The following is a 13,418-nucleotide window of genomic DNA, read 5'->3' as shown; positions in this document are numbered from 1 at the left end:
ACACTGTCACTGTGGAGTGGACAATACGATGCAACTCGATGACATGCGGATCTTCGTGGCCACGGTCGACGCGCATAACTTCACGGCGGCCGCCAACCGGCTGTCGTTGTCGAAGCAGTTCGTCAGCCGCCGGGTGATGGCGCTGGAGGAAAGGCTCGGTGTGCAATTGCTGATCCGCAACACGCGCAAGCTGGCGGTGACCGACCTCGGGCAGGAGTTCTACGAACGCGCCAAACGCATCCTCGGCGAAGTGGAAGACGCCGAGCAGGCCATGTCGCTGCGCCGTGCCGGGCCGCGCGGGCTGTTACGCGTGAGCGCGCCGATGTCGTTCGGCATGGCGCATCTGTCGCCGCTGGTGGCGATGTTCCTGCGCGAGCACGGCGACGTGCGCTTCGAGATGGAATTGAGCGACCGTACCGTCGACGTGGTCGGCGAGGGCTTCGACATGGCGATCCGCATCGGCACCTTGCCGGATTCCACGCTGATCGGGCAGAAGCTCGTGGATATCCGGATGGTGGCCTGCTGCAGTCCTGGCTATTTGCGGCGTCGTGGCGCGCCTAAGGTGCCCGCTGACCTGGAGCGCCATGCGTGCCTGTTGTATGGCCACGGCGGCGCCGTGAGCTGGGAGTTTGTCGTCGATGGCGCGACGAAGGGCGTCGAGGTCCACGGTCCGTTGCGCGCCAACAATGGCGAATTGGTGCGCGATGCGGCGGTCGCGGGCCTGGGGATTGTTCGGCTTCCTGACTTTATCGTTGCCGACGCGCTCAAAAGCGGTCAGCTCGTGCCGGTGCTCGAAGCATTCCTGCCTACCGCCACGAGCGTCTACGCGGTTTATCCGCAGCACAGGCAAAGCTCCCTCACGATTCGGGCGTTCGTGGAATTCCTGAGGGAGCATCTGAGGAAGCGCCTCGTTTAGCCGTTGCGGAAAATAAAGCTGTAGCCGTTCAACGCCGGCACGCCGCCGAGGTGCGCATACAGAACGCGCGAACCTTCGGGGAATTCGCCGTTGCGCACCATCTCGATCATGCCGTGCATGGATTTGCCTTCGTAGACGGGGTCGGTCAATACGCCCTCCAAACGCGCGCATAGGCGGATCGCTTCCAGCGTGCCGTCGTTCGGTAAGCCGTACTCCGGGCCGCCGAAGCGCTCGTCGAGCACCACGTCCTTACTCGTAATATCGCGTCCCAGCCCAACCTGTTCCGCGGTTTGCTTCGCGATTCGGGTGATCTGCTCGCGCGTTTGCGCCGGCTTCGCCGAAGCGTCGATACCAATCACACGCTCAGCGCGGCCGTCGTCGGCGAAACCCACCACCATGCCGGCCTGCGTGCTGCCGGTCACAGAACAGACCACGATGTAGTCGAACTTGAAGCCCAATTCCGCTTCCTGCTGGCGAACCTCCTCCGCGAAGCCGACGAAACCGAGACCGCCGAGCGGATGGTCGGAGCAGCCGGCCGGAATCGCGTACGGCTTGCCACCGGCGGCCCGCACGCTTTCCAGCGCATCTTCCCAGCTCTTGCGAAAGCCGATGTCGAAGCCGTCGGCGACGAGACGCACGTCGGCGCCGAGAATGCGCGACATCTGGATGTTGCCGACCCGGTCGTAGACCGCGTCCGAGTAGTTCACCCAGTTCTCCTGCACCAGCACGCACTTCATGCCCAGATGCGCCGCCACGGCCGCCACCTGGCGCGTCTGGTTCGACTGGATCCCGCCGATCGACACCAGCGTGTCGCAGCCCTGCGCGAGCGCTTCGGGGATCAGGTATTCGAGCTTGCGCGTCTTGTTGCCACCGAAGGCAAAGCCGCTGTTGCAGTCTTCGCGCTTCGCATACAGATGCACCTTGCCGCCGAGGTGGTCGCTCAGGCGCTTGAGCGGCTGGATCGGCGTTGGCCCAAAGGTCAGCGGGTAACGAGGGAATCGTTGCAGGTTCATGGCAGCTCCGTAGTCGGTAGGGGGACGCGAACGGCATCCGGTCGCGTTAAGCAGATGGTAGGGAAATCCGCTGGAAATGAGCTTGCGAAAAAATTGGGTTCGGCATACTTTTGGAAAGGAAAATCCTTAATCAGATCAAAAAAGAAACGTGCAGGAACTCATGAACGCAACAAAATTTCGTCGACCTTCGACAACGGTGACAACTGCTGCCGCCGTCCCGGCCGATCCGCTGCAGGCGCTCGACCGCATCGATCGCGCGATCCTGCGGCAGTTGCAAACCGACGCGTCGATTTCGAACGTCGCGCTCGCTGCGAAGGTCAAGCTGAGTGCGCCGGCGTGTTTGCGGCGCGTGGAGCGGCTTAAGGAGTCCGGGCTGATCCGCGAGGTCGTCGCGTTGATCGACCCGAAGGCGGCGGGGGCCGGCATGCTGGTGATCATCGGCGTGGTGCTGGATCGCTCCACGCCGGAGTCGTTCGCCGAGTTCGAGAAAGCGGCGCAAAAGGTTGCGGGCTGCATGGAGTGCCACGTGGTGACCGGCGAATTCGACTATTTCATGACGATCCGCACGCGCGACAGCGACAGCTTCAATCGCCTGCACGCGGAGCAACTGCTCTATCTGCCGGGCGTCCGGCAAATCCGCTCATTCATGGTGCTCAAGGAAATTCTCTCGACCACCAAATTTCCGCTGTAATCGCCGCTGCTGCTGCCACCGCCATGCAAAAAGACGCGCATGCTGTCATTTATCCCGCTCTCGTGCGACCAAGCATCGGGAACACTCGCGGGCGGCGCGATCAGCGCCGGAACGGGTGAACGGTACGGACTTTCCGGAGCGATCATCATGGCTTGCAGCAGACGGATTTTCTTCAGGTTGATTGGCGCCATGTCGCTGGCCGGCGGCGCCTCGATGTGGCGCACGGCGCGCGCGGCGCAGCCGGCACAAGCGGCACAAGCGGCACAGGCAGCAGCAAACGGCAGCGCGGCAGCCGCCTACGAGGTCGTGCACAGCGACGCCGAATGGCGCAAACTGCTGACCGACGCGCAATACCGCGTGCTGCGCGAGGCGGGCACGGAACGCCCATTCAGCAGCGCGTTGAACGACGAGCACCGCGCGGGTACTTTTGCATGCGCCGGGTGCAAACTGCCGCTGTTCTCGTCGAAGACCAAGTTCGACAGCGGCACGGGCTGGCCGAGTTTCTGGCAGCCGCTCGACCATGCGGTTATCACGCATACCGACAAGTCGTTCGGCATGACGCGCGACGAAGTGCTATGCCAGCGCTGCGGCGGCCATCTCGGCCACGTGTTCGACGACGGCCCCAAGCCGACCGGCCTGCGCTATTGCATGAACGGTCTGGCGATGACATTTACGCCCGCATCGGGCGCGTGAACTGAGCGAATCAGGATGGACCTCATGAACTTCGACAAACGCATTGACGGCAGGCCGGCCCGCTCGCGCATGGCGGCGATTTCACTCTCGGTCGGATTCGGTGCGCTCGCGCTGCTGCTGGCGCAGCGCATGGCGTTCTCATCGGAGGCCGCCGTCGTGATCGCGCCGCCGGCGCTCGACGAACCGGTCGCGGCTTCGACCGCGCATGAAGAAACGGCGGTGTTCGCGGGCGGCTGCTTCTGGGGGGTGCAGGGCGTGTTCCAGCACGTGCGCGGCGTCACCAAGGCGGTCTCGGGGTATTCGGGCGGCCAGCGCGACACCGCGCAGTACGAAACGGTCAGCGGCGGCGAGACGGGGCACGCGGAATCGGTGCAGGTCACGTTCGACCCAACCAAGGTCACATACGGCCAGTTGCTGCAGGTGTATTTCTCCGTGATTCAGGATCCGACCCAGTTGAACCGCCAGGGGCCGGACAGCGGCACGCAATATCGCTCGGCGGTGTTTCCGCTGAACGACACGCAGCGGCGCGTCGCGCAAAGCTATATCGCGCAACTCGACAAGGCGCACGCCTTCCCCGCGCCGATCGTGACGAAGACGGAGCCGTTCAAGGGCTTCTATCCGGCCGAGTCGTATCACCAGAACTACCTGACGCTGCATCCCAACTCCGCGTATATCGCGATCAACGACATGCCGAAGGTCGCCAACCTGAAGCGCCTGTTCCCGAATCTGTATCGCGACAAGCCGGTGCTGGTCGAAGCATCGCAGTAGGCCGCGAATGTGCGCGGCGTCGCTACATGCGACGCCGGCCGTGTCTTTCTTCATCGCATCCGCATACCTGGGTTTCGTCGTCGTTCTGGCAGCGCGGCGCATTCGCCTCTTGTTCTTCAGCCAATCGAGTCCGCTCTCCAGCGACCAGGCCCGCATTTTGCACCAGTGCGTCCGTCGGCAAATCTTTCGTACCGGTCTGTTCAGACAAATGCCCAATTGACGGGCTCCCGATCGGAACGAGTCGCGTATTTTGTCGAGCGGCGCGTGGCGTTCGCTGAAAAAATTACATGCCGTAAGTAACGATGCGGCAGTCGCCCGGGTGCTTTTTATCCCCTTGCGGACCCGGGGCGAGAACATAAACCCTCTTCGCGATACGCGAGATCGGAGGCTTCTGGTGTTTAACAGCCGTAGAAAGCGGGGCGGCAAGCTCCGCAATAAACAAACAGGCATCGCGGCAACTTCCCTGGTCGCCGTGACCATCGGCGGCGTCGCCGTCCTACCGGGCTCGGCCTCGGCCCAAACGCCTTCGCCGCTGGGAGAATGGCAATATTCGGTCGGCATTCCGCTGCAGAAGATGTGGCAGCCGAACATTCCGGACTGGCAGGTGCGCGTCGGCGCGGCGACGTCGTTCCAGCCGCGCTACGAGGGCTCCGATCGTTATCACCTGATGGCGGGTCCGAGCGTCGACGTTCGCTACAAGGATCTGTTCTTCCTGTCGAGCGGCGAGGGTTTCGGGGTCAACTTCGCACAAGGGGAGAACTGGGCGCGCGAGTCTCGCCGCTGTCTACGACCTCGGACGCCGCGGCCACGACGACCCGCAGGAGTTGGACGGTCTCGGCAACATCAACCCCGCGCCGGGCGTCAAACTGTCCGGTGAGTATGTGGTGTCGAAGGATTTCCCGCTCGTGCTGCGTGCCGACGTCAGGCGCTATTTTGGCGGCTCGAATGGTTGGATCGGCGATTTAGGCGCGTATATGCCGATGCCGGGCAGCACCAAGAAGTTCTTCTGGTTCGCCGGTCCGAACGTGACACTCGCGGACTCCACTTACATGAATAGCTGGTTCGGCGTGAATCAGACTCAGGCGGCGAACTCGAAGTACCCGCAGTATCACGCGAGCGCGGGCTTCAAATCGGTGGGCTTCGGCATCAGCGCAGTGTGGCTGTTCGACAAGCACTGGTTCGCCACCGCGGACGGCGCCTTCGAGCAACTGGTGGGCAGCGCGGGCAATAGCCCGGTCACGCACCGCAAAGCCAATGGCGTAGCGGATATTTCGATCAACTACCGTTTCTGATGGCGCGCTTCGGCGCTTGCATAAGATGGCCGGCGGCGCGCAATCGCGGCGCGCCGCATCGTTCGTCCCGCATGGCTGGTTCATCGGCAATCATATAGTGCGATGGAGCCCGCGCGGGTACAGCGCTTGCTCCCTTGTTTCGGTGCGTCAGACCGGATTTCCCCACCGGCACGCCCCCGAACGCAAGGAGCAGATTCTCATGGCAGGTAAAACGAATACGCCGAAGCCCGCAGCGAAGAACGCGCAGGCGAATAGTCCGCAAGCGGATCCGAAATCGAAAGATCTCGAACAGTTTCGAGTCAATCCTGAAGGCCAGGCGCTGAGAACCAATCAGGGCGTCAAGATCTCCGACAATCAGAACAGCCTGCGCGCGGGCCCGCGCGGCCCCTCGTTGCTCGAAGACTTCATCATGCGTGAAAAGATCACGCACTTCGACCACGAACGCATTCCCGAGCGCATCGTGCATGCGCGCGGCTCGGCGGCGCACGGCGTGTTTCAGGTGTACGAGTCGATGAAGGAGTACACCAAGGCCGCGTTCCTGCAGGATCCCGCCGCACAGACGCCGGTTTATGTGCGCTTTTCCACGGTGCAGGGCCCGCGCGGTTCCGCCGACACGGTGCGCGACGTGCGCGGCTTTGCCGTGAAGTTCTATACGCAGGAAGGTAATTACGATCTGGTCGGCAACAATATGCCGGTGTTCTTCATTCAGGACGCCATCAAGTTTCCCGACTTCGTGCATGCGGTCAAACCCGAAGCGCCGAACGAAATGCCGACCGGCGGCTCCGCTCACGACACCTTCTGGGACTTCGTCTCGCTGGTGCCCGAATCCGCGCATATGGTGCTGTGGACCATGTCGGACCGCGCGATTCCGCGCAGTCTGCGCACCATGGACGGCTTTGGCATTCACACGTTCCGTTTCGTGAATGCGCAAGGCAAGGGACGTTTCGTCAAATTCCACTGGCGCCCGGTGCTGGGTTCGTACTCGCTGCTGTGGGACGAAGCGCAGAAGCTGGCCGGGAAGGACCCGGATTTCCATCGGCGCGATCTGTGGGAGTCGATCGAACGCGGCGATTTCCCCGAATTCGAACTCGGCGTGCAGATCATTGAAGAAGCCGACGAACACAAATTCGATTTCGATCTGCTCGATCCGACCAAGCTGATTCCGGAAGAAATCGTGCCGGTCAAGATCATCGGCAAGATGACGCTCAATCGCAATCCGGACAACTTCTTTGCCGAGACCGAACAGGTGGCGTTCCATCCGGGCCATATCGTGCCGGGTATCGACTTCTCGAATGATCCGCTGTTGCAAGGCCGTTTGTTCTCGTACACGGATACGCAGATCAGCCGGCTGGGCGGCCCGAACTTCCACGAGATTCCGATCAACCGGCCGGTGTGCCCGTTCAATAACAACCAGCGCGACGCGATGCACCGCCAGGCGATCAACGTCGGCCAGGCCTCGTACGAGCCGAATTCGGTGAGTGGCGGCTGGCCGAAGGAAACCGATCCGGCGCCCTCGGATGGCGGCTTCGAAAGTTATCAGGAGCGCGTGGAAGGCACCAAGATCCGCGTGCGCAGCGAATCGTTCGCCGATCATTTTTCGCAGGCGGCGCTGTTCTACAACAGCATGTCCCAGCCGGAGAAAGACCATATCGCCGCGGCCTATCAGTTCGAACTCGGCAAGGTGACGAAGCCGGAAATTCGAGCACGCGTGGTGAACGAGATTATCGCCAACTTCGACGCGAAGCTCGCCGCGCAGGTGGCTGAAGGTCTGGGTTTGCCGGCGCCTAAGAAAGGCACGGCGAAGCTGACCGGTCCCAAGGAATCGCCCGCGCTGAGTTTGCTCAACCGGGTGCAGCCGGGCATCAAGACCTGCAAGATCGCGTTGCTGGCCGCGCCGGGTTCCGATAGCGCAGCCATCAAGAAGCTGCAGCAGGCGCTGCAAGGCGAAGGCGCGGCGCCCATGCTGATCGCGCCGACGCTTGCTGCGATCGACGGCATGGCGCCGGACGCCACGATTGCCGGCTTGCCGTCGATCATGTTCGACGCGGTGATCGTGGTGGGCGGCGACAAGGGCGCGAAGACGCTGGCGGAATCGGGCGACGCGCGGCATTTCGTGCTCGAGGCGTTCAAACATCTGAAGGCGATCGCGGCGATCGGCGCGGGGCGTGGTGTGCTGACTGCCGCGCATTTGCCGGACCATGCCGACGGCGTCGCAACCGGCGACGACAACCAGGCCGCCGACGTGCTGAAGGCCTTCATCAAGGCGGCTGAGCAGCATCGCGTGTGGTCGCGTGCGAAGCAGGCTGAGACAGTGCCGGCCTAAACGTCACAAGAGTCGTTGGAAAAACCTGGCCGGTTCGCACCGGCCAGGTTTTTTTCATGACGCAGCCTTAAGGATTCACCCGCGTGCCATGCAGCCGATGCGTATTCTTCGGCGCGGCGGCCGCGGAAGCCGCGGCTGCCGACACGCCCGCCGGACCCTCGGGAATATCGCTAGGACGCGAGGCCTGCACCGTCTGCGGATACAGCACGAGCAACGCGCGCAGCACGCCATTGGTCCAGCCGAAACCATCCTGCAGCGGATACTCGCCACCACCCGCCGAAACGCCGGGCGTGGCCGTGTCGATATCGTATTTCTCGACGAGCTTGCCGGTGTGCTGGTAGTACGACACATTGGTCTTGATCCAGCGCGTGGCGATGGTTTGCGCAAGCGCCGCTTCGCTGTAGCGCCGCAAGCCGATCACCGCCAGGTACTGCAACGGCGCCCAGCCGTTCGGCGCGTCCCACTGCTGGCCCGTCGCCGCTTGCGTGGTGGCGAGTCCGCCCGGGCGCAGCAATTCGCGCTGCAACGTAGCGGCGACCGTTTTCGCCTGCTGACGGCTGGCTATCCCCGTATACAACGGATAGACCGTCGCGGCAGTGAGCCTGTGCGTGAGCGTGTGATGCACGAAGTCGTAGTCGCCGAATGCCTGCAATTGCGGGTCCCACAGCAAGCGGCGAATGGCTTCGGCGCGCGAGGCGGCGCGCTGCTCCATATTTTCCGCATGCGTGACGTCGCCGCGCAGACGATAGGCCTTGGCCAGCGTGCGCTCAAGATCGGCCAGCAGGCAATTCAGATCGACGGGCACGAGTGAAGTCACGTCCACGGTAGCGAGCGTCTTGCCGTCCGCGAACCAGCGCGAGCTGAAATCCCAGCCGGTTTCGCCGCCGGCGCGCAGATTGCGCCAGAGATCCGCGGCATCCCGTTGTGGGGTCTGCTGCGCGGTGAGGACGTCTTCGCGATACGACTCGTCGCGCGGCGTGGCGCGTTCGTCCCAATAGCGGTTGAGCAACGTGCCGTCGGTCATGCGCACCACATGCCGGTTCGCGTGGCCGGCGGCCAGGCCATCGCTGCCGTCCATCCAGTAGGCGTACTCGCGCTGCAACTCGGGCAAATACTGCGCATAGACGGCGTCGCCATCCTTTTCGGCGACGAGCCGCACCATCTGCGCGAAGAACGGCGGCTGCGAGCGGCTCAGGTAGTAGGTGCGATTGCCGTTCGGAATATGGCCGTAGCGGTCGATCAGGGTTGCGAAGTTCTTCAGTTCGTCGACGACCAGCGCATGCTGCCCGCTCTGTTCGAGGCCGAGCATGATGAAGTACGAGTCCCAATAGTAGATCTCATCGAAGCGGTCGCCCGGCACGATATACGCGTACGGCAGCGGCAGCAGCGAGGACCATGGGCTTGCGGTCGCATCCGGCTCGCGGCGCAGCACATTCCAGAGTGTATCGATATGGCCCACCACGTCCTGATTCGGATCGGATACATAGACCTTCGCCGTGCGCGTGGGCAGCGTGAAATTGTGCTTCACGAAGTCGGCGAGATTGAAGTTGGGCTGTTGCCTGGCGGTGCTATACGTAGCCGCGATCTGCGCGGGCGCCGAAAGCGGCACCATGTCCGCGAAAGTTTTGCTGTCGGGATAGAGATGCGCGAGCTGCACATCGCGATAGAGCGTCGGATATTGTTCTGACGGCGGGATGGGCACGACCGGCGAAGCTTCCGTGGGCGCCTCGACGTGCACGGTGGCGGCCACGATGCTGCCGTGTGCCGAGGGCGGCTCGGCAACCTGCGCCGCGCCGCTCAACGAGGCATGCCAGATGAACGCGGCGGCGAGGGCGATACGCAAGGGCGCGCGGGAGAAATCGGTGAGGGCGTGAGAAGGCATCGGCTACCGGAAGAGAGTGGACGGCGATCGGTTGATCGAAGAGAGCGGATTTGCATTCCTCGCACGATTGACCCGCGTGAGCGGTGCAAAGTTGCGTGAGTCGGCAACAGGCCCGTCCAGCAAGCCTGAACCGCTGACACGCGCCTCAAAAACAACCCTCATCCTGTATGATTACGCGCGTCGCATCGCGACAAAATGAATCACGCGAAATACCCGAAAAATATTCCGAATCGACTCGATTCGCCAAGCCGAAGACAGAAAAAATGACCGCATCCCAGGCCGTCGACCAGAATCGTTTTCGCAGCATCATTCGCCGCAACATTGCCTTGCCTCTGGGTGTCGGCCTGGTCACGATGGCCGTCTTCGTTGGACTGATTGCCTACCTGGTCTCGACCATGAACTGGGCCGAGCATTCCGAACGCGTGATCGGCCAGGCCAATGAAATGCTGCGCCTCGCGGTCGACCGCGAGACCTCGATGCGAGGCTTCCTGATCACGGGCGACGAGAGCTTCCTCGCGCCTTATGAAGCCGGCGGCCCGCGCTTCAAGACGCAGATCGAGGCCTTGCAGGAGATGGTCGCCGACAACCCGCCGCAAGTCGAGAAGCTCAAGCAGATCGAGGCCATTCAGCAACGCTGGAGCCGTTTCGCTGAAGAGATGATCGACGCACGCCGTCGTAATCAGAATTTCGAGGACGCCTTGGCGAGCGGTCGCGGCAAGACCGAATTCGACGAAACGCGCCGTGAATTTGCGGAGTTTCTCGACGTCGAGTTGCGTTTGCGTCAGGAGCGCAGTGAAGCGACGCGCCGTGTCACCACCACGCTGGTGAGCGTGTTCCTGCTGTTCAGCCTGAGCGTGAGTGGCCTGCTCGCGTGGATGGGCCGCCGCGAACTGATGGGCCTGTCGACCACGTATGACGGCGCGCTGCGCCAGCAGGCCGAACAGACCGAGATGCTGCAAGGGCAAGTGTGGTTGCGCTCGGGGCAGCGCCTGCTTGCGGAAAAGGTGGTCGGTCAGGCGACCTCGCCGCTGGTGGGCCGCGCGATGCTCGACTTTCTCGCGCAATATCTGGACGCCGCCGTGGCCGCGCTCTACGTGCGCGACAGGCAGCACGGCGCGCTACGGCGCATCGCAACTTATGGTTTCAGCCGCGAAAGCGAGCAGGCCAGCGCGCGCAATTTCGCCGAAGGCGAGACGCTGATCGGCCAGGCGGCTCTCGCGCGCCGCACGCTGATCTTGCGCGACGTGCCGGCGAATTACGTGCAGGTGGTATCCGCGACCGGCAGCAGCGCGCCGAAGAACCTGCTCGTCATGCCGATCGAAAACGACGGCGAGGTCAATGGCGTCGTCGAACTGGGCTTCATGCGCGAGTTGACCGCGCGTGACCAGGAGTTTATGGAACTGATCGCCAAGGGCATGGGCGACTTCGTCGAAGCCGCGTTGTATCGCGAGCGTCTGCAGGACGCGCTGGCCGAAACGCAGCAGTTGAACGAAGAACTGCAGGTGCAGCAGGAGGAATTGCGCGTCTCCAATGAAGGACTCGAAGAGCGCGGCCGCGCGCTGATGGAATCGCAAACACGGCTCGAGGCGCAGCAGGCCGAGCTCGAACAGACCAACGTGCAGCTGGAGGAATACGCGCAACGTCTCGAGCGGCAGAAGTCCGATCTGCTGCGCGCGCAGGACGACCTGGCGGCCAACGCGGCGCGCCTCGAACAGTCGAGCCGCTACAAGTCCGAGTTCCTTGCCAACATGTCGCACGAACTGCGCACGCCGCTGAACAGTTCGCTGATTCTCGCGAAGCTGCTGCAGCAGAACCGCACCGGCAATCTGACGGAAGAGCAGGTGCGCTACGCGGAAACGATTCATGCTTCCAACAGCGACTTGCTGGTGCTGATCAACGACATTCTCGATCTGTCGAAGGTCGAAGCCGGGCAGGTCACGGTCGAACTCGAAACGGTGTCGATCGACGCAACCCTGCAGGCACTGGAGGAACTATTCAGGCCGATGGCCAGCGCCAAGCATTTGCGTCTCGCGTTCGACCGCTCGCCGGGCACGCCGGATACCTTCATCACCGACGGCCAGCGCGTCACGCAAATTCTGCGCAACCTGCTCTCGAACGCGGTGAAATTCACCGAACGCGGCGAGGTGGCGCTCTCGGTGGCACCGGCCGAAGGCGACATGCTGCGTATCGACGTGCGCGACTCCGGCATCGGCATCGCGGCCGACAAGCTGGATATGATCTTCGAAGCGTTCCAGCAGGCCGACGGTTCCACCAGCCGACAATACGGCGGTAGCGGCTTGGGCTTATCGATTTCGCGCGAGTTTTCGCGCTTGCTGGGCGGCCGGATCACCGTCGCCAGCGAGGTCGGCAAGGGCAGTGTGTTCACGCTGTGGTTGCCGCTCGATGCAGAGGCGGCCTTGAACGCAAGCCAGGGCGCGCACCCTGCGCCGGCGCCGGCCTTCGCCTCGGCTCAGACGTCAGCCGGCGCGCCGGCCGCGGCCGAATCGACGATGGAACCGTTGCTCGTGCGCCCGTCTTCGGGCGGTAATCAGCCCACGGTGATCACGCCGGCCAATGGCCTGACGAGCGGCTTCATCAACGGCAACGCGCCCGAAACCACCAACGGCCCGATTGCCGACGACCGCGACAACCGCACGCGCGCCGGCCGTCTGATCGTCGCGGTGGAAGACGATCTCGCCTTCGCCGAAATCCTGCGCGATCTGACGCACGACCTCGACTTCGACTTCGTCCACGCCAGCAGTGCCGCCACCGGTCTCGCCCTCGTGCGCGACATGCGCCCGGCGGCGGTGCTGCTCGACGTCGGCCTGCCGGACCGTTCCGGCCTGACCGTGCTGGAATGGCTGAAGAACGATCCGCTCACGCGTCATATCCCGATCCACATCGTCTCGGCCACCGATCACGCCGACAAGGCGCTGCACCTCGGCGCCATCGGCTATACGCTCAAGCCGACCGCGCGCAGCACGATGGAAGCCGCGATCCGCCGCCTCGAAGCGCGTCTGCAGCAGCGCCTCAAACGCGTGCTGGTGATCGAGGACGACGCGCCGATGCGCGAAAGCATTCGCGCGCTCCTGCAAAGCGAGAACACCGAGATCGTTGCAGTCGCAACCTTGGCCGAAGCGCTGGAGTATCTGGGCAAATTCACCTTCGACTGCGTGGTGACCGATCTCGCGCTGCCCGACGGCACCGGCTACGATCTGCTCGAACGGCTTGCCGCGAACACCGCGCATGCCGCGCTGCCGGTGATCGTCTACACGGGCCGCATGCTGTCCGACGAGGAAGAGCACCGCCTGCGCCGCTATTCGAAATCGATCATCATCAAGGGCGCGAAGTCGCCCGAGCGCCTGCTCGACGAGGTGACGCTGTTCCTGCATAGCGTGGAGTCGTCGCTCGCGCCCGAGCAGCAGCGCATGCTGCGCACGGTGCGGCAGCGCGACAATGCCTTCGAGGGCCGCACGATCCTGCTGGCCGAAGACGACGTCCGCAATATTTTCGCGCTCTCGCACGTGCTGGAGCCGCTCGGTGCGAAACTGCAGATTGCGCGCAACGGCCGCGAAGCGCTCGAAGCGCTGGAAAACGGTCCCGAAGTGCATCTGATCCTGATGGACATCATGATGCCGGAGATGGACGGTTTGACCGCGATGGGCGAGATTCGCCGCAATCCGCGTTTTGCCCATCTGCCGATCATCGCGCTGACGGCGAAGGCCATGGCGAACGACCGCACGCGCTGCCTCGAAGCCGGTGCGGACGACTACGTCTCGAAGCCGATCGACGTGGACAAGCTGGTCGCGCTGTGCCGCGTCTGGTTGCGGCAACGGTAGC

General features: G+C 63.3%; 8 protein-coding genes and 1 pseudogene. 7 read left to right on the top strand and 2 right to left on the bottom strand.

All coding sequences use genetic code 11. From position 1 onward, the window contains the following. The first annotated feature begins 28 nt into the window (after positions 1-28). Complete coding sequence (locus B0G74_RS23995; protein WP_132377357.1) at positions 29-916, top strand: LysR family transcriptional regulator; 888 nt, start codon at positions 29-31, stop codon at positions 914-916. Here B0G74_RS23995 and B0G74_RS23990 read toward each other — a convergent pair. Further along, positions 913-1,929 carry a 1-aminocyclopropane-1-carboxylate deaminase gene (locus tag B0G74_RS23990; protein WP_012427263.1) on the bottom strand — a complete coding sequence of 339 codons (1,017 nt, stop codon included), beginning with the start codon at positions 1,927-1,929 and terminating at the stop codon, positions 913-915. The genes B0G74_RS23995 and B0G74_RS23990 overlap by 4 nt on opposite strands. Positions 1,930-2,089: 160 nt before the next feature. Here B0G74_RS23990 and B0G74_RS23985 point away from each other — a divergent pair, with 160 nt between their 5' ends. From B0G74_RS23985 to katE, 5 genes and pseudogenes are all read left to right on the top strand, one after another. Next, positions 2,090-2,620 (top strand): Lrp/AsnC ligand binding domain-containing protein, encoded by a 531-nt coding sequence (locus B0G74_RS23985; protein WP_132377356.1) that lies wholly within the window; start codon positions 2,090-2,092, stop codon positions 2,618-2,620. A 147-nt stretch (positions 2,621-2,767) separates the two neighbouring features. Next, a complete protein-coding gene (gene msrB / locus B0G74_RS23980) occupies positions 2,768-3,313 on the top strand; it encodes a peptide-methionine (R)-S-oxide reductase MsrB (protein WP_132377355.1) in 546 nt (181 codons plus the stop codon). 24 nt (positions 3,314-3,337) lie between these two features. Continuing rightward, positions 3,338-4,081, top strand: coding sequence for a peptide-methionine (S)-S-oxide reductase MsrA (msrA, locus tag B0G74_RS23975; RefSeq protein WP_132377354.1), 744 nt, complete (start codon positions 3,338-3,340; stop codon positions 4,079-4,081). Between the two features lie 394 nt (positions 4,082-4,475). Further along, positions 4,476-5,373, top strand: a pseudogene (locus B0G74_RS23970) (MipA/OmpV family protein). Between the two features lie 25 nt (positions 5,374-5,398). Further along, entirely contained in the window at positions 5,399-7,696 is a 2,298-nt protein-coding gene (katE, locus tag B0G74_RS23965; protein WP_279388625.1) for a catalase HPII, read from the top strand. Positions 7,697-7,763: 67 nt separating this feature from the next. On the opposite strand, the gene treF is transcribed toward katE, so the two are convergent. Beyond that, a complete protein-coding gene (gene treF / locus B0G74_RS23960; RefSeq protein WP_132377352.1) occupies positions 7,764-9,578 on the bottom strand; it encodes an alpha,alpha-trehalase TreF in 1,815 nt (604 codons plus the stop codon). 263 nt (positions 9,579-9,841) lie between these two features. Here treF and B0G74_RS23955 point away from each other — a divergent pair, with 263 nt between their 5' ends. Then, a complete protein-coding gene (locus B0G74_RS23955; protein ID WP_132377351.1) occupies positions 9,842-13,417 on the top strand; it encodes a response regulator in 3,576 nt (1,191 codons plus the stop codon). Position 13,418: the final 1 nt, after the last annotated feature.

This window comes from Paraburkholderia sp. BL9I2N2, from assembly GCF_004339745.1.
Taxonomy (GTDB): domain Bacteria; phylum Pseudomonadota; class Gammaproteobacteria; order Burkholderiales; family Burkholderiaceae; genus Paraburkholderia.
The sequence above is the reverse complement of the archived record's forward strand: the minus strand, read 5'-3'. Positions and strand labels throughout refer to the sequence as shown.

Coding starts and splice junctions, on each gene's coding strand:
- B0G74_RS23995 (WP_132377357.1), top strand. CDS start 29: ATGCAACTCGATGACATGCGGATCTTCGTGGCCACGGTCGACGCGCAT.
- B0G74_RS23990 (WP_012427263.1), bottom strand. CDS start 1,929: ATGAACCTGCAACGATTCCCTCGTTACCCGCTGACCTTTGGGCCAACG.
- B0G74_RS23985 (WP_132377356.1), top strand. CDS start 2,090: ATGAACGCAACAAAATTTCGTCGACCTTCGACAACGGTGACAACTGCT.
- msrB (WP_132377355.1), top strand. CDS start 2,768: ATGGCTTGCAGCAGACGGATTTTCTTCAGGTTGATTGGCGCCATGTCG.
- msrA (WP_132377354.1), top strand. CDS start 3,338: ATGAACTTCGACAAACGCATTGACGGCAGGCCGGCCCGCTCGCGCATG.
- katE (WP_279388625.1), top strand. CDS start 5,399: ATGGCCGGCGGCGCGCAATCGCGGCGCGCCGCATCGTTCGTCCCGCAT.
- treF (WP_132377352.1), bottom strand. CDS start 9,578: ATGCCTTCTCACGCCCTCACCGATTTCTCCCGCGCGCCCTTGCGTATC.
- B0G74_RS23955 (WP_132377351.1), top strand. CDS start 9,842: ATGACCGCATCCCAGGCCGTCGACCAGAATCGTTTTCGCAGCATCATT.